This is a genomic window from Streptomyces triticisoli (assembly GCF_003270085.1).
Classification (GTDB): domain Bacteria; phylum Actinomycetota; class Actinomycetes; order Streptomycetales; family Streptomycetaceae; genus Streptomyces; species Streptomyces triticisoli.
Genome location: NZ_QFDQ01000282.1, coordinates 1 through 17,132, shown reverse-complemented (window position 1 = coordinate 17,132; position 17,132 = coordinate 1). Strand labels below are relative to the sequence as shown.

Annotated in this window: 19 protein-coding genes and 2 pseudogenes; 9 read left to right on the top strand and 12 right to left on the bottom strand. The window is 70.9% G+C overall.

The genetic code is table 11. The annotated features are described in order from the left end of the window. From DEP02_RS31915 to DEP02_RS31885, 7 genes and pseudogenes are all read right to left on the bottom strand, one after another. Positions 1–410 (bottom strand): annotated as a pseudogene (locus DEP02_RS31915) (extensin); the annotation flags it as partial. Beyond that, positions 410–1,072, bottom strand: coding sequence for an RNA polymerase sigma factor (locus DEP02_RS31910; RefSeq protein WP_112471159.1), 663 nt, complete (start codon positions 1,070–1,072; stop codon positions 410–412). The gene DEP02_RS31910 and the pseudogene DEP02_RS31915, both read right to left, overlap by 1 nt. Positions 1,073–1,365: 293 nt before the next feature. Then, positions 1,366–2,016 (bottom strand): RNA polymerase sigma factor, encoded by a 651-nt coding sequence (locus DEP02_RS31905; protein ID WP_112471158.1) that lies wholly within the window; start codon positions 2,014–2,016, stop codon positions 1,366–1,368. 134 nt (positions 2,017–2,150) lie between these two features. Further along, entirely contained in the window at positions 2,151–2,537 is a 387-nt protein-coding gene (locus DEP02_RS31900) for a hypothetical protein (protein ID WP_112471157.1), read from the bottom strand. A 131-nt stretch (positions 2,538–2,668) separates the two neighbouring features. Continuing rightward, positions 2,669–3,277, bottom strand: a complete 609-nt coding sequence (locus DEP02_RS31895) for a hypothetical protein (RefSeq protein ID WP_112471156.1) — start codon at positions 3,275–3,277, stop codon at positions 2,669–2,671. Between the two features lie 166 nt (positions 3,278–3,443). Continuing rightward, complete coding sequence (locus DEP02_RS31890) at positions 3,444–4,106, bottom strand: DUF4328 domain-containing protein (RefSeq protein ID WP_332872030.1); 663 nt, start codon at positions 4,104–4,106, stop codon at positions 3,444–3,446. A gap of 244 nt (positions 4,107–4,350) precedes the next feature. Beyond that, complete coding sequence (locus DEP02_RS31885) at positions 4,351–5,937, bottom strand: beta-N-acetylhexosaminidase (RefSeq protein ID WP_232839374.1); 1,587 nt, start codon at positions 5,935–5,937, stop codon at positions 4,351–4,353. 149 nt (positions 5,938–6,086) lie between these two features. Here DEP02_RS31885 and DEP02_RS31880 point away from each other — a divergent pair, with 149 nt between their 5' ends. The 5 genes from DEP02_RS31880 to DEP02_RS31860 all read left to right on the top strand — a co-directional run bounded on the left by DEP02_RS31880 (position 6,087) and on the right by DEP02_RS31860 (position 10,211). Beyond that, complete coding sequence (locus DEP02_RS31880; RefSeq protein WP_112471153.1) at positions 6,087–6,689, top strand: 2-oxo-4-hydroxy-4-carboxy-5-ureidoimidazoline decarboxylase; 603 nt, start codon at positions 6,087–6,089, stop codon at positions 6,687–6,689. A 113-nt stretch (positions 6,690–6,802) separates the two neighbouring features. After that, on the top strand, positions 6,803–7,183 hold the full coding sequence (gene sdhC, locus DEP02_RS31875; protein ID WP_112471152.1) for a succinate dehydrogenase, cytochrome b556 subunit: 381 nt from the start codon (positions 6,803–6,805) through the stop codon (positions 7,181–7,183). A gap of 5 nt (positions 7,184–7,188) precedes the next feature. Continuing rightward, complete coding sequence (locus DEP02_RS31870; protein WP_112471151.1) at positions 7,189–7,671, top strand: succinate dehydrogenase hydrophobic membrane anchor subunit; 483 nt, start codon at positions 7,189–7,191, stop codon at positions 7,669–7,671. 24 nt (positions 7,672–7,695) lie between these two features. After that, positions 7,696–9,450 carry a succinate dehydrogenase flavoprotein subunit gene (gene sdhA, locus DEP02_RS31865; protein WP_112471150.1) on the top strand — a complete coding sequence of 585 codons (1,755 nt, stop codon included), beginning with the start codon at positions 7,696–7,698 and terminating at the stop codon, positions 9,448–9,450. Next, a complete protein-coding gene (locus tag DEP02_RS31860; RefSeq protein ID WP_112471149.1) occupies positions 9,450–10,211 on the top strand; it encodes a succinate dehydrogenase iron-sulfur subunit in 762 nt (253 codons plus the stop codon). The genes sdhA and DEP02_RS31860 overlap by 1 nt, the downstream gene beginning before the upstream one ends. 98 nt (positions 10,212–10,309) lie before the next feature. On the opposite strand, the gene DEP02_RS31855 is transcribed toward DEP02_RS31860, so the two are convergent. The 3 genes from DEP02_RS31855 to DEP02_RS31845 form a co-directional block, all read right to left on the bottom strand. Next, positions 10,310–10,573: a TM2 domain-containing protein gene (locus DEP02_RS31855; protein ID WP_112471148.1), complete on the bottom strand. Its 264-nt coding sequence runs from the start codon at positions 10,571–10,573 to the stop codon at positions 10,310–10,312. Positions 10,574–10,848: 275 nt separating this feature from the next. Then, positions 10,849–11,274 (bottom strand): DUF2752 domain-containing protein, encoded by a 426-nt coding sequence (locus tag DEP02_RS31850; protein ID WP_232839372.1) that lies wholly within the window; start codon positions 11,272–11,274, stop codon positions 10,849–10,851. Next, positions 11,267–11,698 carry a TM2 domain-containing protein gene (locus tag DEP02_RS31845; RefSeq protein ID WP_232839371.1) on the bottom strand — a complete coding sequence of 144 codons (432 nt, stop codon included), beginning with the start codon at positions 11,696–11,698 and terminating at the stop codon, positions 11,267–11,269. The genes DEP02_RS31850 and DEP02_RS31845 overlap by 8 nt, the downstream gene beginning before the upstream one ends. Before the next feature lie 153 nt (positions 11,699–11,851). Between DEP02_RS31845 and DEP02_RS31840 the strand changes: the two genes are divergently transcribed. The 4 genes and pseudogenes from DEP02_RS31840 to DEP02_RS31825 all read left to right on the top strand — a co-directional run. Next, a complete protein-coding gene (locus DEP02_RS31840) occupies positions 11,852–12,262 on the top strand; it encodes a VOC family protein (protein WP_112471146.1) in 411 nt (136 codons plus the stop codon). 61 nt (positions 12,263–12,323) lie between these two features. Next, positions 12,324–13,076, top strand: a complete 753-nt coding sequence (locus tag DEP02_RS31835; protein WP_198668692.1) for a TetR/AcrR family transcriptional regulator — start codon at positions 12,324–12,326, stop codon at positions 13,074–13,076. Between the two features lie 90 nt (positions 13,077–13,166). Next, positions 13,167–13,784, top strand: coding sequence for a Uma2 family endonuclease (locus tag DEP02_RS31830; RefSeq protein ID WP_112471144.1), 618 nt, complete (start codon positions 13,167–13,169; stop codon positions 13,782–13,784). Between the two features lie 321 nt (positions 13,785–14,105). Beyond that, positions 14,106–14,273: pseudogene (locus DEP02_RS31825) on the top strand (ATP-binding protein); the annotation flags it as partial. A gap of 3 nt (positions 14,274–14,276) precedes the next feature. Here the strand turns inward: DEP02_RS31825 and DEP02_RS31820 are convergent. Beyond that, positions 14,277–15,815: an ABC transporter substrate-binding protein gene (locus DEP02_RS31820; protein ID WP_232839370.1), complete on the bottom strand. Its 1,539-nt coding sequence runs from the start codon at positions 15,813–15,815 to the stop codon at positions 14,277–14,279. Positions 15,816–16,038: 223 nt separating this feature from the next. Next, the coding region (locus DEP02_RS31815; RefSeq protein WP_232839369.1) for a metallophosphoesterase at positions 16,039–17,132 on the bottom strand (1,094 nt) is incomplete at its 5' end.

Genomic DNA, 17,132 nt, shown 5'->3' with positions numbered 1-17,132 from the left:
AGCGCGGCCGACAGCGCGAGACGCACCGGGCGGGACCAGCGCGGACGCCCGGCACGCGCGCGCGTGCCCGCGGTGCGTGAGCCACGCGTGTGCGTGCCGATGCGGACGATCCCCGCGCCGGCGTTTCCGGTGGGTGTTTCGAGGGCCGCGGCCTGTGCGCCGGCCTGTTCGGCCGCCTGTTCCGCGCGCGCCTTGCGGAAGGCGGCCAACGCGGCGGCCTCGCCGGGCAGTTCGGCACCGGCCGAGGCGGGGGAGGCGGGAACGGACGGCTCGGCGGAGAGGGATCCCAGCGCCTTGGCGAGCCGTTCGGCCCGGTCACGGGCGGTGACGTCCACGGTGTCCAGTGGCTCTCCGCGCAACAGTCGCTCCGCCGTGTCGCGGTCCAGCCACCTGTACTGCTCGTCGGCCATCACATGTCCTTCTGCGTCCGGGCACGCATATGCGTCACACCGGCGGACGTCACCGCACGGCCCCGCGGTTTTCGCGGGGGCGGCAGCGCGTCGAGCACGTGGGGGGATTCCGGATCGTCGCCGAGCAGTTCCGCGAGCCGTTTCAGACCGCGGTGCGCGGCCGTGCGTACGGCACCGGGCCGCTTGCCGAGCGTCTCGGCGGCGCTCTTGGCGTCCAGGCCCACGACCACGCGCAACACGACGGCCTCGGCCTGGTCCTGCGGGAGCTGCGCGATGAGCGAGAGGGTGCTGCCGGTGGCCAGCGCCTCCATGGCCTCGCCCGCGGTGTCGGACTGAGCGGCTCTGCCGGCCAGTTCCGCTTCGTCACCGCCGATCGCGGGGCGGCGGCCGCGCATGCGGATGTGGTCGAGCGCGCGGTTGCGGGCGATCCGGGCGGCCCAGCCGCGGAACCGGTCGGCGTCCCCGCTGAAGCGCTCGAGGTCGCGGGCTATCTGCAGCCAGGCCTCGGACGCCACGTCCTCGGCGTCCGGGTCACCGACCAGCGTGCGTATGTATCCGAGCAGCCGTGGGTGCACGGCGCGGTACACAGTCCGGAACGCGGTCTCGTCCCCGTCCTGTGCCGCAAGCACCGCGGCGGTCAGCTCCGCGTCGTCCCCCAGCACGTGGTTCCTCAAGTGATCGAGTGAATCGTTGCGGCAGCGCGGCCGCCGATGTTTTACGGTGATCATGCCCGTCCCGCGCCCGGCGCGAAAGGCACGTTACGGCCTGAAACTGCCTCCCGTCCATGACCGTACAACGCGCAACTAACCAATGTGGGGGTGAGGTGTGACGGAAAGCTCACCCGTGGCGCTGTAGGGAGTACGGGCCGCCGCGCGGTCCGTACCGCGCGACGGCCGGGGCCTCTCCTGTGGGGGGTGGCGGCCCCGGCCGTTGCCCCGGTCCGCTCCGGCAGGACCTAATCGGCCGACCGGCCCCTTCCCCTCGCTCTTCCCTTCGTTTTCCCCGTCCCCTGCGCGCTCCCGTCGCCCTCGCCCTCCGCGCCGAGCTGCCGGGCCAGCCGCTTCAGCCCCCGGTGGGCGGCGGTGCGCACCGCGCCGGGGCGCTTGCCGAGCACACGCGCGGCGGTGGGACCGTCGAGGCCGACGACCACACGGAGCAGCACGGCCTCGGCCTGATCGCGGGGCAGCCCTCTCAGCAGCGCGAGGGCCTGCTCGGTGGTGATGGACTCCAGGGCCTGGTCATGGGTGCTGTACGGGCCGGGCAGGTCCAGGACGTTCTGTTCGAGTGAGGTGCCCCGGGGCCGTACGCGCTGCCGGCGCAGATGGTCGAGCGCCCGGTGCCGGGCGATGGTCGCCGTCCAGCCGCGGAAGCCCGCCCCGTCGCCCCGGAACCGGCCGAGGTCACGGGCGATCTCCAGCCAGGCGTCCGAGGCCACGTCCTCGGCGTCGTTCCCGACGAGGCCGCGCAGATACCCGAGCAGTCCGGGCTGCACGATCCGGTACGCGACCGCGAAGGCCTCCTCGTCGCCTTCCTGGGCCCGCGCGACGGCCGTACCCAGCTCCCCGTCGTACGCCTGCGTTCGGCGGGGTTCCCCTCCCTGGCCCAAGAACTGTCCTCGTCCGTAGCGAGTCCCCAGACGTGCGCACCACCGTGTGTCCGGCCGTGTCCACGCCCCCCACGGTCATCAGCGTCGGCTTCCACAGAAGTGTCACAGCTCGTCAGCGGCCCCTTGCGCACGGCTCAGGTCCGCCGCCCGCTCATCGCGTCCCGGCAGAGCAGTCGCAGTGAGCCATGGCCCGCGTAACAGCGCCGGGCCTCGTCGATCGGGTCCCACAGCCGTCCGTCGGGCGTACGGACCCAGTGCTCGCCGCCGGTTGCCCACCACTCGGCTCCGCCGTGGCGGGCGATCACCTCGCCGGCGTACGCGCCGAAGCCGCGCAGCACGTTGTCCACGGCGCCGGGCGGTTTGCCCTCGCGCCGCATCTCCTCGATCAGCCGGTCGACCCGCCACAGGCTCTGCGCCGAGTAGTCCGGGCGCAGCCGGGCGCCCATCGCCGCCGCGGTGTCCGCCGCCCATCGCACCGGCCTGGTGGCGGCGTGCGGCCTGGTCTGCTGCTGAGTCGTCACATCTTGCGCTGTCACATACGGAAGAGCGCCTTCCGTACGCTGTTCGTCACCCGTGTCCGGGGCTTTTCCGCAACCGGCGCAGGAACGGCGCAAGGTCCCCGCACCGCGCCCGCGGGAGGCTCACACCACTTTCACGCCCGGCTGCGGGCCCGGCGGGACACCACGGCGCGCAGGACACGGCGTCCCTCGGTGGAGACCTCCAGTGCCTGGCGGAGTCCGGCGGGGCCGTGCTCGGCGAGCAGTTCCAGGACGGTGATCTGCCGGCGCAGCTCGGCGGCGACGAGCGGTGACATGCCTTCCATACGGCCCTCGACGGGGGTTTCTCCCGCTCGAACGGCGTCGAAAGCCTGGGGGAGGGAGTCGGCCGGGGCGGTGTCCTCGGCAGGGTCGAGGAGCCGGTGGATCTGGAGCGAGGCGACCGAGCAGGCGTCCGCCCACTGCCGCACCTCGGGAGCGGACCGGACGGCCGGCGCGGCGGCCAGCATCCGGCGGGCCAGCAGCGCGGCCTCGTCCTCGGCGACCGCCTCCCCGTCGGCCGCCTCCAGCGCGCCGCGCGCCTGCTGGAGCCGTTCGGCCCAGTCGCCGTCGCCGCCGGGGGAGTCGTCGACGAGACTCCCCCACAGCGGCCGCAGGACCTCGTCGTCGCCGCCGAGCAGCGGTACGCACCGATCCAAACAAGCCAACCCGCTGGCGGCCAGTCCGCGCTCGTCGGCCTGCGCGATCAGTTCCACCAGGCTCATCCACGCCTCCTCGCAGGGCGCCGATCTCCACGGAGCCCGCACTTGCCCTTACTGTGTGCGATCGCCGGGTAGTGTCACACGGCGGTCACACACAGTCGAGTGAATTGGCGAAGAAAAGATTTCGGCCAATGAGCGAGGCCGGCTGCCGGCGCGTCGAGGAGGACGGTCAGGCCGTGGTCGGCACCGGTCCCCGCAGCGCCTTCTCGTGCTGCATCCGGGTCAGCCGGAGCACGACGAGGACGGCGAGCACGGCGGCCGCGATGTCGAGGACGTCGGCGACCATCGTCTGCGTGGCGGCCCAGTGCAGTTCCTCGGCCGTCTCGGACCGGCTGTAGGTGTTGGACCCGGCCCGGCCGACCACCTGCGCGATGATCCACAGCGTCCACCAGGCATTGACCAGCCCGCGCGGCCCGGGCCGGTCCCAGGGGCTGCTGGCGTCCCAGATCTCCAGCATGATCCGGCGCGGGAACCACAGGTTGACGACCGGGGTGAACCACGCGCCGATCGCCCAGCCGCGCTTCATGCTGTGCCTGGAGGGGTCGAACACTTCTGCGTTGACCCGCACCCGGTAAAACCAGCACAGGAAGACGACGCAACTGGCGATCATCGTCACGATCTGGGCGGTGCCCGCGACGGTGGTGAGCAGGTCCGCGTGGTCGGCCCGCCGCATCACGTCCTCGCCGACCGCGCCGTCCATGAGGTCGCCCGAGAAGTCGTACATCACGAGGCTCGCCCAGACGGCGAACAGGTCGGCGGCGACGACGAGGGCGAGCATCGCGACGGCGGCCCGGCCGAGCCCGACCGGCGAGCGCAGCAGGACGGCGGGCACTCCCGTGAACGGTGGAGCGGCCGGTGGGGCCGACGGGGCCGACGGGGCCGATGGGGCCGGAGCGGTGGCGCAACCGGTGCACAGGGTGCCGCCGGGTACCGCCGTGTGGTGCTGACAGCGCGCGCAGAGCATGGTGGGTCCCCCCGAGGTGGCGTCGTGGAGCCTGCGCGGCTCCCCTCGGAGCATCGGGCGCGGCACCGGGAACCTACGACACCCCGCCCTCGCACGTCCATGCGATTCGGCGTCAGCCCAGCTTGTTCGCCAGCGACTTGAACTCCGCCCAGGACATCGCCGGCTTGCCGGGGTCCCACAGCTTCTGGGCCGTCGCCCGCAGCGGCATGCGGATGCCGGCCGCCACCTGGTCCTGGGTCTGGGAGTTCGCGAAGTCGCACCACACGGCGAACGAGCCGCCCAGGATCTGCGCGTCGTACCGGGCGGGCACCGCCTCGGTGCCGCGCAGCACGCGCGGGGTCCACTGTTCGTAGATCCGCTGTCCGGTGGGGTAGACGAAGGTGTGCGGCTGGCCGAGGACGTAGTACAGGAACTCGTCGTTGTAGTTGAGCACCTTGCGTCCGGCGCTCAGGTACTCGGCCGGCCGGCGGGCGCCTATCTCCTTGCCGGTCCAGTAGGCGACCACGATGTCCTGGGCGGGCCGTACGGAGGTGTTCCGGAAGAAGCCGTCGTTCCACGCGCGCGGGGTGCGGCCGTGTTCGCGGACGGTGGCGGCGCGGTCGTTCAGCCAGCCCGTCGCCAGGTCGGCCACGGTGCCGCCGGAGCCGTAGGCCTTCTTCGCGGCGGCGGCCAGCTGCGGGTAGGACGCCTCGGGGTCGCGCACGGTCAGCGCCTGGTACTCGTCGCCGCCGAGGTGCCACTGGCTGCCGGGGAAGAGGCTCGCGTACTCGTCGAGGAGGTCGTCGACGATCCGGGCGGACCGGGGCTTGGAGATGTCGATCGCGCCCCGTGTCGCCACGCCCTGCGCGTTGCGCAGCTGCAGATCGGGGTGGGCGGCGATCACCGCTCCCAGGTGGCCGGGCGAGTCGATCTCGGGCACGACGGTGATGTGCCTGCTGGCGGCGAGGTCGACGATCTGTTTGACCTGCGCCTTGCTGAGGTGGTCCCTGGAGACGATCTCCGGGTGCGTGTCGGACTGTATGCGGAAGCCCTGGTCGTCGGAGAAGTGCAGGCCCAGCTCGTTGAACTTCAGGTCGCCCAGCTCGCGTATGCGGTCTTCTATCCAGCCGGCCGTGAACGGCTTGCGGGCGATGTCCAGCATGAAGCCGCGCCGCGGCTTGGCCGGCATGTCGTTCACGACGCCCTCGGGCGCCGTACCGCCGCCGTGCACCTCCTGCTTCAGGGTGCGGGTGCCGTAGAAGACCCCCGCGTCGGCCGGACCGCTGATGGTCACCCGGCCGTCGCGCACGGTCATGGTGTACGACTCCGGGTTCCCGCCCGCGCCCTTGTTCAGCGCCAGCCGTACGTCCCCGGAGCGCACGTCGTTCTTCTGACCGGCGTACGTCAGACCGAGCTCGCTCGCGATCAGCTTCCCCTCGTCGGCCAGGGAGGCGTTGTTCACCACGACCCGGCCGCCCTTCACCGGGCGCCAGCCGGGGCCGTGGGCCGGGGTGTGGGAGCGCACGGCGGGGATGGTCCGCGGTGCCTGGGACAGGGGGTGGCTGCGGGTGGGGCCGGGGCGCGCGGAGCTGGAGGGCGCGGCTGCGGGGGGCGCGTCCGAGGCGCGGTGCGCCGAGCCCGCCGGGGACCCGTCGCCGGAGGCCCACACCCCCAGTGCGGCGCCCAGTCCGACCGTCACGGCGAACGCACCGCCGGCCACTGCCTGCCTGTGCTGCGGCTTCCGCGCCGGGGCCCGGCGCCTGTGCTTGCTCACTCCGCCAACCTAAGGCCCATGGCCGCCGAAGGTGTCCACCAGACGTTCTCAAACTCTCCCGTTCGGGTGAAAACAAGGCGCCCACCGGACACATCATGAGCACACCCGATAACGTAACGGCACACCTCTCACAGCATGCCCCTGCCGACCAAGGACCCACGCTGCCCGCGCAGAACCTGGAGCACTTCAACACCGCTCCCGCTCCCGAGGCCCACCACACCCTCCTGACCTGTCTGCACAGCCCCCGTTGGGCCCACCGCCTCACCGCCCACCGCCCCTACCCGGACCTGCCGTCCCTCCTGGCCGCGGCGGACGAGGCGACGTACGACCTGAGCCCGTCGGACCTGGCGGAGGCCCTGACGGCAGAGCCCCTGCCCTCGCTCCCCGAGGGCATGTACGCGGCCGCCTCCATGGCCCTGAGCGCGGCGTACGCCGCCTACGAGGCCCGGTTCGGCCACAGCTTCGTCATCTGCCTGGACGACACCGCGCCGGCCGAGGCCCTGGACCTGGTACTGGCAGCCATCCGATCACGTTTGACGAACGATCCGGAGGAGGAACGGGCCGCCACGGCAGAGGAACTCCGGCACCTGGCGAGAGGACGTCTGGAGCGCATACTCAGGGGCGCGGGGCACCCCTCGGCAGCCGCCCCCGCTCGCCCGTCCGTGCAAGTTCGAGCGCACGGGCAGACCCCCCTGTGAACATCACCGCAACGGATGGTTACGATGCTGAGGGCCGGTGGACCGTACCCGGCCGGGCCCGACCGACAGAGAAGCCGGCGCGGCCCTAGTCCCCGCTCCCGGAGGGTTCTTCCGTGCCGGCTGGAACGCTGTACCGCGGCCGGGAAGGAATGTGGTCCTGGGTGGCTCACCGAGTCACCGGCGTCCTCATCTTCTTCTTCCTGTTCGTTCACGTGCTGGACACCGCGCTCGTCCGCGTGTCTCCCGAGGCCTACGACACGGTCGTGGCCACCTACAAGACGCCGATCGTCGCCGTGCTCGAGTACGGCCTGGTCGCCGCGATCCTCTTCCACGCGCTCAACGGCCTGCGTGTGATCGCCGTCGACTTCTGGGTCAAGGGCGCCCGCTACCAGAAGCAGATGCTGTGGACCGTGGTCGGCATCTGGGTCGTGCTGATGATCGGGGCGATCTACCCCGTCCTCGGCCACGCCGCTCGAGCAGTATTCGGGAGCTGACGCACATGTCCACCTCTGAAACCACCGCTTCCGGCATCGGCCCCGTCGAGGGCGGCTCCGGCTACAGCGTCGACAACCCCGCCCCCGTCATCGAGGCGCCGCGCCAGCGGACCAGTAAGACCCCGCGGTCGACCCGGGGCAACTTCGAGATGTACGGCTGGCTGTTCATGCGGCTGTCCGGCATCGTCCTGGTCGTCCTCGTCATCGGTCACCTGCTGATCCAGCTCGTCCTGGACGGCGGCGTCTCCAAGATCGGCTTCGCCTTCGTGGCGGGCCGCTGGGCCTCGCCCTGGTGGCAGGTCTGGGACCTGCTCATGCTGTGGCTGGCCATGCTGCACGGCTGCAACGGCCTGCGCACGGTCATCAACGACTACGCGGAGCGCGCGAACACACGACTGTGGCTGAAGGGCCTGCTCTACACCGCCACGGTGTGGACCATTCTGCTGGGCACGCTGGTGATCTTCACCTTCGACCCGAACATCCGCTAGGCCCCGGGACCGAGGTATTTCCTGATGAAGATCCACAAGTACGACACCGTCATCGTCGGCGCCGGTGGCGCCGGTATGCGTGCCGCCATCGAGTCGACGAAGCGCAGCCGCACCGCGGTCCTGACCAAGCTCTACCCCACGCGTTCCCACACGGGCGCCGCGCAGGGCGGCATGGCCGCCGCGCTGGCCAACGTGGAGGAGGACAACTGGGAGTGGCACACCTTCGACACGGTCAAGGGCGGTGACTACCTGGTCGACCAGGACGCCGCCGAGATCCTGGCGAAGGAGGCCATCGACTCCGTCCTCGACCTGGAGAAGATGGGCCTGCCGTTCAACCGCACCCCGGACGGCACCATCGACCAGCGCCGCTTCGGCGGCCACTCGCGCAACCACGGCGAGGCCCCGGTCCGCCGCTCCTGCTACGCGGCCGACCGCACCGGTCACATGATCCTCCAGACGCTGTACCAGAACTGCGTCAAGGAGGGCGTGGAGTTCTTCAACGAGTTCTACGTCCTGGACCAGCTGATCACCGAGGTCGACGGAGTCAAGAAGTCGGCCGGTGTCGTGGCGTACGAGCTGGCGACCGGCGAGATCCACGTCTTCCAGGCGAAGTCCGTGATCTACGCCTCCGGTGGCTGCGGCAAGTTCTTCAAGGTGACGTCGAACGCGCACACCCTGACCGGTGACGGCCAGGCGGCCGTGTACCGGCGCGGGCTGCCGCTGGAGGACATGGAGTTCTTCCAGTTCCACCCGACCGGCATCTGGCGCATGGGCATCCTCCTCACCGAGGGCGCCCGCGGTGAGGGCGGCATCCTGCGCAACAAGGACGGCGAGCGCTTCATGGAGAAGTACGCCCCCGTCATGAAGGACCTGGCCTCCCGTGACGTCGTCTCCCGCTCGATCTACACGGAGATCCGTGAGGGCCGCGGCTGCGGTCCCGAGGGCGACCACGTCTACCTGGACCTGACCCACCTGCCGCCGGAGCAGCTGGACGCCAAGCTGCCGGACATCACCGAGTTCGCGCGGACCTACCTGGGCATCGAGCCGTACACCGACCCGATCCCGATCCAGCCGACCGCGCACTACGCGATGGGCGGCATCCCGACCAACGTCCGGGCCGAGGTGCTCGCGGACAACACCACGGTCGTGCCGGGCCTGTACGCGGCCGGCGAGGTCGCCTGTGTGTCCGTGCACGGTGCCAACCGCCTGGGCACCAACTCGCTGCTGGACATCAACGTGTTCGGCAAGCGGGCGGGCATCGCGGCGGCGGAGTACGCCTCGAAGGCCGACTTCGTCGAGCTGCCGGAGAACCCGGAGTCCTTCGTCGTCGAGCAGATCGAGCGGCTGCGGACCTCCACCGGCAACGAGCGGGTGGCCGAGCTCCGCCGCGAGCTGCAGGACACCATGGACGCCAACGTCATGGTGTTCCGCACCGAGCAGACGATCAAGACGGCCGTCGAGAAGATCGCCGAACTCCGGGAGCGCTACAAGAACGTGGCGATCCAGGACAAGGGCAAGCGGTTCAACACGGACCTGCTGGAGGCCGTCGAGCTGGGCAACCTGCTGGACCTGGCCGAGGTCATGGCGGTCTCCGCCCTGGCCCGCAAGGAGTCCCGCGGCGGTCACTACCGCGAGGACTACCCCAACCGCGACGACGTCAACTTCATGCGTCACACCATGGCGTACCGCGAGGTCGGCGCCGACGGGTCCGAAACCGTCCGTCTCGACTACAAGCCGGTCGTGCAGACCCGCTACCAGCCGATGGAGCGTAAGTACTGATGGCAACCCCCGTTCTGGACAAGGTGGAGGCGCAGTCCGCCGCCTCCCCCTACATCACGGTCACCTTCCGCGTCCGCCGCTTCAACCCGGAGGTCTCGGACGAGGCGACCTGGGAAGACTTCCAGCTGGAGATCGACCCCAAGGAACGCGTCCTCGACGGTCTGCACAAGATCAAGTGGGATCTCGACGGCACGCTGACCTTCCGCCGCTCCTGCGCGCACGGCATCTGCGGCTCGGACGCCATGCGGATCAACGGCAGGAACCGTCTGGCCTGCAAGACGCTGATCAAGGACATCAACCCCGAGAAGCCGATCACGGTCGAGCCCATCAAGGGCCTCACGGTCCTGAAGGACCTGGTCGTGGACATGGAGCCGTTCTTCCAGGCGTACCGGGACGTGATGCCCTTCCTCATCACGAAGGAGACGAACGAGCCCACGCGTGAGCGGCTGCAGTCCCCGGAGGACCGGGCCCTGTTCGACGACACCACGAAGTGCATCCTGTGCGCGGCCTGCACCTCGTCCTGCCCGGTGTTCTGGAACGACGGCCAGTACTTCGGCCCGGCGGCCATCGTCAACGCCCACCGGTTCATCTTCGACAGCCGTGACGAGGCCGGTGAGCAGCGCCTGGAGATCCTCAACGACAAGGACGGCGTCTGGCGCTGCCGCACCACCTTCAACTGCACCGACGCCTGCCCCCGTGGCATCGAGGTGACGAAGGCGATCGCGGAGGTGAAGCGGGCGCTGATCACGCGCCGCTTCTGACACCGCGCCGCATACGACGCCGAGGGCCCCGTTCCGTGACGGAACGGGGCCCTCGGCGTGTTGCTGCCGGCCGGCCGTGCGCCGGCCGCGTGGGCGCGTCAGCCGCGCAGGACGCGGCCCTGCGCGTCGGTGCGGTCGTTGCTGACGAGGAAGAGGATGCCGTCGATCAGGGCCCAGAGGCCGAGACCACCGCAGGTGAGGAGCTGGGCGATGCCCACACCCACGGAGCCGACGTAGAAGCGGCCGATGCCCAGGCCTCCGAGGAAGAGCTGGAGGACGCCCGCGACGATCTTCGACTTGTCGGAGTAGGGGCGGCCCTGCGGGTCGTAGCCGTAGGGCGCGTCAGGGGTGGGGACGGTCATGAAAGGTGCTCCTGCAGTGATCAGAGGGACCGGAGTGGGAACCTCCGGGGCCCAGGGGGCCCGAACTGCCCGATCACGCGACATCCGTGCGCAATCCACCGCGCGCTGACCGGACGGCCGTCCCCCCTGCGCATCGGGAGCATAAGGATCAAGAAGGGCGGCACGGGAGGGGTATTGAACGAACGTTCCTATTCCGTGATGAATTCCGGTCACATCGATGGCTTTTGGCCGTTGTTGTCCGTGTGTCCGCCTCGCGACCCTCCCCGAAGGCGGCGCTAGACGACGTTGCGGACGACGGTCCACACCACGGCCGTCAGGAGCACCAGCACCTGCGTCCGGGAGCTGAGCCGGGGCTGCCAGCGGCGTCCGCGCAGGCCCTCCACCGCCCACTTGCCGAGCAGCGCCAGCGCGAACGGCGAGGCGAGCAGGAGCATCCTGTTGTCCAGCCAGGCCTGGGCGAAGTGCCCGTGCATCAGGTCGTACACCATGCGCGTGCCGCCGCAGGCCGGGCAGAGCAGCCCCGTGACGTACCGGAAGGGGCACTGGGGCAGGAGGTGGCCGGACTCGTGCGGGTCGGTGACGTAGAGGTAACCGGCGCCCGCGGCGCCCGCGCAGAGCACCGCGAGCGGGGCCGCCGCCGGATGCCGCGGCACCTGCCGCAGCCGCCGGCGGCGGACCGTACCGGCCGCAGCGTCAGCCACGCAGGACCCGGCCCTGCGCGTCGGTGGTGTCGTTGCCCGTCAGCAGCAGGATGCCGTCGACCAGGGACCAGATGCCGAGGCCACCGCAGGTGAAGAGCTGGGCGAGGCCGAGCCCGACGTGGCCTATGTAGAAGCGGCCGATGCCGAGGCCTCCCAGGGTGAGCTGCAGGACACCGGCGACGACCTTCGACTTGTCGGAGTACGGGCGGCCGTAGGGGTCGTAGCCGTACGGGGCGTTGGGGTCCGCCATCATCCCGGGGGGCGGGTAGGCGCCGGGGGGCGGCTGGTACGCGCCGGGCGGGGGCGGGTAGGCGCCGGGCGGGGGCGGGTAGGCACCGCCCGGAGGCGGCGGGTACGCGCCGGGCGGCTGGTGGGGATAGCCGTATCCCGGTGCCTGAGGAGGCTGTTTCGGCTGCTCGGACACGGTTGCTCCACTCTTCGACACGGACGAACTGACGGTCATATTGCAGGAAGTACGGCCGGAGGGAAACCTCGGGGTCCGCCTCAACGGGTGACCGGACGGCCCGGCCGCGCTCGGCCTCCCCCACCGCGTGCCCGCGGCACCTAATCTGATGGCATGTCAGATGACGAGTCGTACGAGCTGCTCGGGTTCGACAACGTGCTGCTGCCCGTGGGGGATCTCGGCGAGGCCGTCGTTTTCTACGAGCGGGCCGGGTTCGCGGTGGCGTTCCGGCTGGACGAGGCGGGGATCGCGGGGCTGAAGGTGGGGGGCGAGACACCGGGGATCCTGCTGCGCGCGGAGGAGACGTTCGGACACCGGACACCGCCGTGGCCCTCCCCCCGGGTGTGGCTGGAGGTGCCGGACGCACGGGCGGCGGCGCGGGAGCTGACGGCGGCCGGGATCGCGCCGCTCGACGAGCCGTCCGCGGGGGCGACCGGCTGGACCGTCGAGATCGCCGACCCGTGGGGCAACGTCCTGGGGTTCACCGACTACAGCAAGCGGCCGGAGCTCGGACGCAGGCCCTGAGACGGGCGTCGCCCCACCCGGCTGCGGCGGCTGCGCCCGTGCCACTGGCTAGGCTCTTTCCGTGCCCACGAAGAACGACGACAGCCCTGGTGAGGGCGTGCCCGCCGGCAAGTCCGAGCAGACCCGTGCCCGGATCCTCCGGACGGCCATGCGACTGTTCCAGGAACGTGGCTACGACAAGACGACCATGCGGGCCATCGCCAAGGAGGCCGGGGTCTCCGTCGGCAATGCCTACTACTACTTCGAGGGCAAGGAACACCTGATCCAGGGCTTCTACGACCGGATCGCCGCCGAGCACCGGGTGGCGGTCCGGGAGGTGCTGGACCGTGAGACCGACCTGGAGGCACGGCTCGCGGGCGTGCTGAAGGCGTGGCTGGACATCGCGACGCCGTACCACGAGTTCGCGGTGCAGTTCTTCAAGAACGCCGCCGACCCCGACAGCCCGCTCAGCCCCTTCTCCTCCGAGTCGGAACACGCGCGCGTGGAGGCCATCGGCATCCACAAGGAGGTGCTGTACGGCGCGAGGACCAAGGTCCCGGCGGAGCTGCGGGAGGTGCTGCCCGAGCTGATGTGGCTCGCCCAGATGGGGCTCGTCCTGTACTGGGTGTTCGACCGCACGGAGGGCCGCGAGCGCAGCTACCGGCTGGCCGAGCGCGGGGCACGGCTCACCGCGCGAGGCGTGACCCTGGCCCGCTTCCGGGCGCTGCGCCCGCTGGTGCACGAGGTGCACGAGCTGTTCACGGACTTCCTGCCGGGGATGACGAGGATGATGCCGGATCCTGCGGGCAGGGAGCGGGGCACTGCGGCCGAGTGATCACTTCCGGGTGAACCGGCCGGAACGGGACACCGGGCGCCCGGCCTGCCTACGATGATGCTCTCGACACCAGCCCCCAGGAGGCACGCGATGTCCGCTGCATCCGTCGAGCAGCCCTTCGACGACGACCGGCCGTTCTCGCTCACGGCCATCGCCGGCGAGATCATGGAGCGCCATCCGGGCTACCGCGTCGAGATCATCGGAGGCCACCTCCTCGTGACCCCCTCACCGGATGCCCCCCATGCCCGCGCCCTGACGAAGCTGATGCGTCCCTTCATCGCCGCAGGACTCGACGACGACGAAACCGAGGTCCTCCAGAACGTCGGGCTCCGGCTGCCCGCCGGCGCCGAGGACTACGCCATCCCCGACCTCGTGGTGGTGGACGCCGACATCGACGAGCACCTCGTCGAGAACAACGCGTACGACCCGGTCTGCTTCCGTCTCGTCCTGGAAGTCACCTCCAGCAACTGGAAGGACGACCTGAAGACCAAGGTCGCCGCCTACGCCGAGGCGAAGGTCCCCGTCTACGTGATCGTCGACCGCAAGCACCAGCGTCTTCACGTCCTCGCGGAACCCTCCGAGGGCAGGTACGAGTACCACCGCCCCCACGCCCCCGGCGAGCTCGTCACCCTCCCCGACTCCATCGGCGCCAAGGTCACCCTCGACGTGACCGAGATCCTCAAGGCCGGGCAGAAGAAGGTGACCTGACCGCGGCCCCCTCGGGACTGGACGAGTAAAGGGGCTGAGAACTCCTGTCGGAACAGCTTCAGGCGCCGCCGGCAGATGAGTGCGCGCCCGAGGGGGCGGGACGCCAGTCTCCGGCGTCGGGCCTGGCCGCCCTCGCCACCGACACCCGCGCCACCGACACCCGCGCCACCGACACCCGCGTCGAACGGGCCGCGACCCACACGGAGCGGTGGTCCGGCCACGCGCCGGGACCGTCGCAGCCCCCTTCGCCAGGGCCTTCCGGTGATCGCACCTGTCCCGTCCATCCCACCCACGAGCCCCGCGAGCCCGGGTTCTCGGCAGCACCGTCGCTTCTTCCGCGCGGGCGGCGCGGCGGGCAGCGGCCCCGGCATGTCGATCGTGCAGGGGGTGGTCGAGGCGCACCGCGGCGAGGTGACCGTCCGCACGGACCCGGGCGAGGGGTTCGCGGTGACGGTCACCCTGCCGGAGCGGGCGAGGACGCGGTCGTAGCCGTCAGATCCAGTCGAGCTTCCACAGCCGGAAGGCGCCGCTGCCGTCCGTCAGGTACTGGCCGCCGCCGACGTCCTCGCTGGAGATGACGTAGTCCTTGCGCTGCCAGAGCGGGATGAGCGGCACGTCGGTGGCGATCTCCGCCTGCAGGGTGCGGAAGTCCGCGACGACCCGGCCCCGGTCGGAGTGCTCCTGGGTGGCCCGGATGAGGTTGTCCACGGTCTTGCTGCTGTAGCCGGTGTTCATGACGCTGCCGGTGCCGACGAGTCCGGAGCCGAAGGTGTCCGGGTCCGGGTAGTCGGCGACCCAGCCGACCGCGTAGGCGTCGAGCTTGCCGCCCACCCAGCGCTTCTGGAAGTCGGCCCACTCGTAGCCCTTGACGTCGACCTTGAACAGGCCGCTCTCCTCCAGCTGCCGCTTGAGCTCGGCGGCCTCCTCGGCGGCGACGCCGCGCTTGCCGTAGCCGTAGGTGAAGCGCATCGGGATCGACACGCCGGCCTCGGTCAGCAGCGCCCGCGCCCGCTTGACGTCCTGCTCCGGGTAGGCGTCGAAGAACGCCGTGGTGTGGCCCGTGATGCCCGTCGGGACCAGCGAGTACAGCGCGTCGACGGTGTTGTCGTACACGGCGCCGGCCAGATGCTCACGGTTGATCAGCATGGCCACGGCCCGCCGGACGCGGACGTCGTGCAGCGAGGAGGAGGCACGTGTGTTGAGGTAGAGGTTGCGGACTTCGGGGCTGCTGGACACCGACACGCGGTGCCCGGGGTCGCTCGGGTTGAGTCCGGCGAGGACCTTCGGGGGCAGGGTGCGGCTGGCGACGTCGATCTGCCTGTCCTGCCAGGCCCGGTCGAGTTCGGCCGGGGTGCCGTAGTAGCGCAGCTCGATCGGCCGCCCGGTGTCAGTGACGGCTCCCTTGTAGGAGCCGTTCGGCTCCAGCACCGCTCTCTTGTCCTTGGCGTACTCCTTCAGTCGGTACGGCCCGGTGCCGTCGACCTGGGTGCCGGTGCGCAGCGCGTCCTTGGCGTAGCGGGTGTGGTCGACGATGGCACCGGCTCCCGTGGCCACCTTCTGGGGGAACGTGGCGTCCGGCGACGAAAGGTGGAAGGTGACGGTCGAGCCGACGGCCTCGACCGAGTCGAGGGTGGAGAGCAGGGGGGCCGGGCCGACGTCGGAGTTGATCTTCTTGACGCGGTCGAAGGAGAACTTCACGTCCTCGGCGGTCATCGTGCGTCCGCTCGGGAACGTGATGTCGTCGCGCACTTCGCAGCGGTAGGTGCGCAGTCCGCCGTCGACGAAGTCGCAGCTGCTGGCCGCGTCCGGCACCGGGGAGGTGCCGCCCGGCTGGAAGGTCAGCAGGGACTGGAACACGTTGTTGAGCAGCGTCCAGGAGCCGGCGTCGTAGGCGGCGGCCGGGTCGAGCGACGTGGCGGCGTCCGTCGTGCCGACGGTGATCGTCTTGTTCTTCTTCTCCTCTGACGGCAACAACTGCCAACCGCCGACGCCCACGACCGCCACTACGAGCAGCGCCGTGAGAATCCGCATGCGAACCGACCGCATCGGTAGCCTCCCCAGACCCTTCACGGGCCCTTTGCACATGCCACTCCCCTTAGTGGCGCCGACACCTAATCACACCTCTTCAATCCAGGGGAAGCGGGGGCTGGAGGGAAGGAGAAGAAGTTACGAAGACGTGCTTTCCCGTTGTTTCACAGGATGCTCACAGCCGGTCCTCGAACTCGCCACCGGTGTTCGGACTCACCGCCGGTCCTCAGACTCGCCGTGAGGCGAGTTCGACGACGGTGATGTCGGAGGGGGCGCCCACACGCGTGGGCGGGCCCCAGGCCCCGGCGCCGCGGGTGACGTACAACTGGGTGTCGCCGTAGCGCTCCAGGCCCTCGAGGGTCGGATTGGCGGCGGCCGCGAGGAGGTTGCCGGGCCAGAGCTGGCCGCCGTGGGTGTGGCCGGACAGCTGGAGGTCCACGCCGTGCCGGACGGCCTCGTGGATCTGCCCCGGTTGGTGGGCGAGCAGCACGCACGCGCGTGCGGGGTCCCGGTCGCCGAGGGCCCGCTCGTAGTCGGGGCCCTGTCCCTCCCGCTCGCCCATCACGTCGTTGACACCGGCCAGGTCGAAGCCGGGCAGTTCGGTGCGCGCGTTCTCCAGGGGGAGCAGGCCGAGGCGCCGTACCTCCTCGACCCACTGCTCCGCACCGGAGAAGTACTCGTGGTTGCCCGTGACGAAGTACGCCCCGTGCCGCGCCCGGAGCCCCGCCAACGGCGCCGCCGCCGGCCCGAGGTCCTTGACGTCGCCGTCCACCAGGTCCCCGACGACCGCGATGAGGTCCGGCTGGGTCGCGTTGATCGTGTCGACGACCTTCTGCGCGAAGCCGCGCCCCAGGAGGGGCCCCAGGTGGATGTCACTGACCACGGCGATCCGGAAGCCGTGCGCGGCCCGCGGCAGCTTCGCCAGCGGCACGGTGACCCTCTTCACCCGCGGCCCCCGCAGCACGCCGTACGTCCCGTACCCGACGGTCCCCACCGCGGCCGCCGCCGCGGCCCCGGCCACCATCCGGGACACGAACAGCCGCCGGGTGGGCACGTGGACCGCCGCCTCTCCCCCGGCCGGGGACAGTTCCCCGGAAACGGCCTGCGCCTCGGCAACGGAACCGCTGCCGAGCCCCGCCCGGACGTCAGGTGCCGGCCGGTCACCGGGCTGGGACTCGGGCGCAGGTCCGGCGTCGAGCGCCGACGCGACACCGGCCGTCGGCGGATCCCCGGGCCCCGCCTTGGAGGCAGACGTCGAGCCGCGGCTCAGGGCCATCCGCCCGCCGGCCCCCGCCCCGCCGCCGAGCCCCGCCCCGGAGC

Bases quoted from the DNA above. Each gene is read 5' to 3' on its own strand.
- DEP02_RS31870 (WP_112471151.1), top strand. From the start codon at position 7,189: ATGTCCACCTCTGAAACCACCGCTTCCGGCATCGGCCCCGTCGAGGGC.
- DEP02_RS31880 (WP_112471153.1), top strand. From the start codon at position 6,087: ATGAGCACACCCGATAACGTAACGGCACACCTCTCACAGCATGCCCCT.
- DEP02_RS31860 (WP_112471149.1), top strand. From the start codon at position 9,450: ATGGCAACCCCCGTTCTGGACAAGGTGGAGGCGCAGTCCGCCGCCTCC.
- DEP02_RS31895 (WP_112471156.1), bottom strand. From the start codon at position 3,277: ATGAGCCTGGTGGAACTGATCGCGCAGGCCGACGAGCGCGGACTGGCC.
- sdhA (WP_112471150.1), top strand. From the start codon at position 7,696: ATGAAGATCCACAAGTACGACACCGTCATCGTCGGCGCCGGTGGCGCC.
- DEP02_RS31855 (WP_112471148.1), bottom strand. From the start codon at position 10,573: ATGACCGTCCCCACCCCTGACGCGCCCTACGGCTACGACCCGCAGGGC.
- DEP02_RS31830 (WP_112471144.1), top strand. From the start codon at position 13,167: ATGTCCGCTGCATCCGTCGAGCAGCCCTTCGACGACGACCGGCCGTTC.
- DEP02_RS31840 (WP_112471146.1), top strand. From the start codon at position 11,852: ATGTCAGATGACGAGTCGTACGAGCTGCTCGGGTTCGACAACGTGCTG.
- DEP02_RS31820 (WP_232839370.1), bottom strand. From the start codon at position 15,815: ATGCGGATTCTCACGGCGCTGCTCGTAGTGGCGGTCGTGGGCGTCGGC.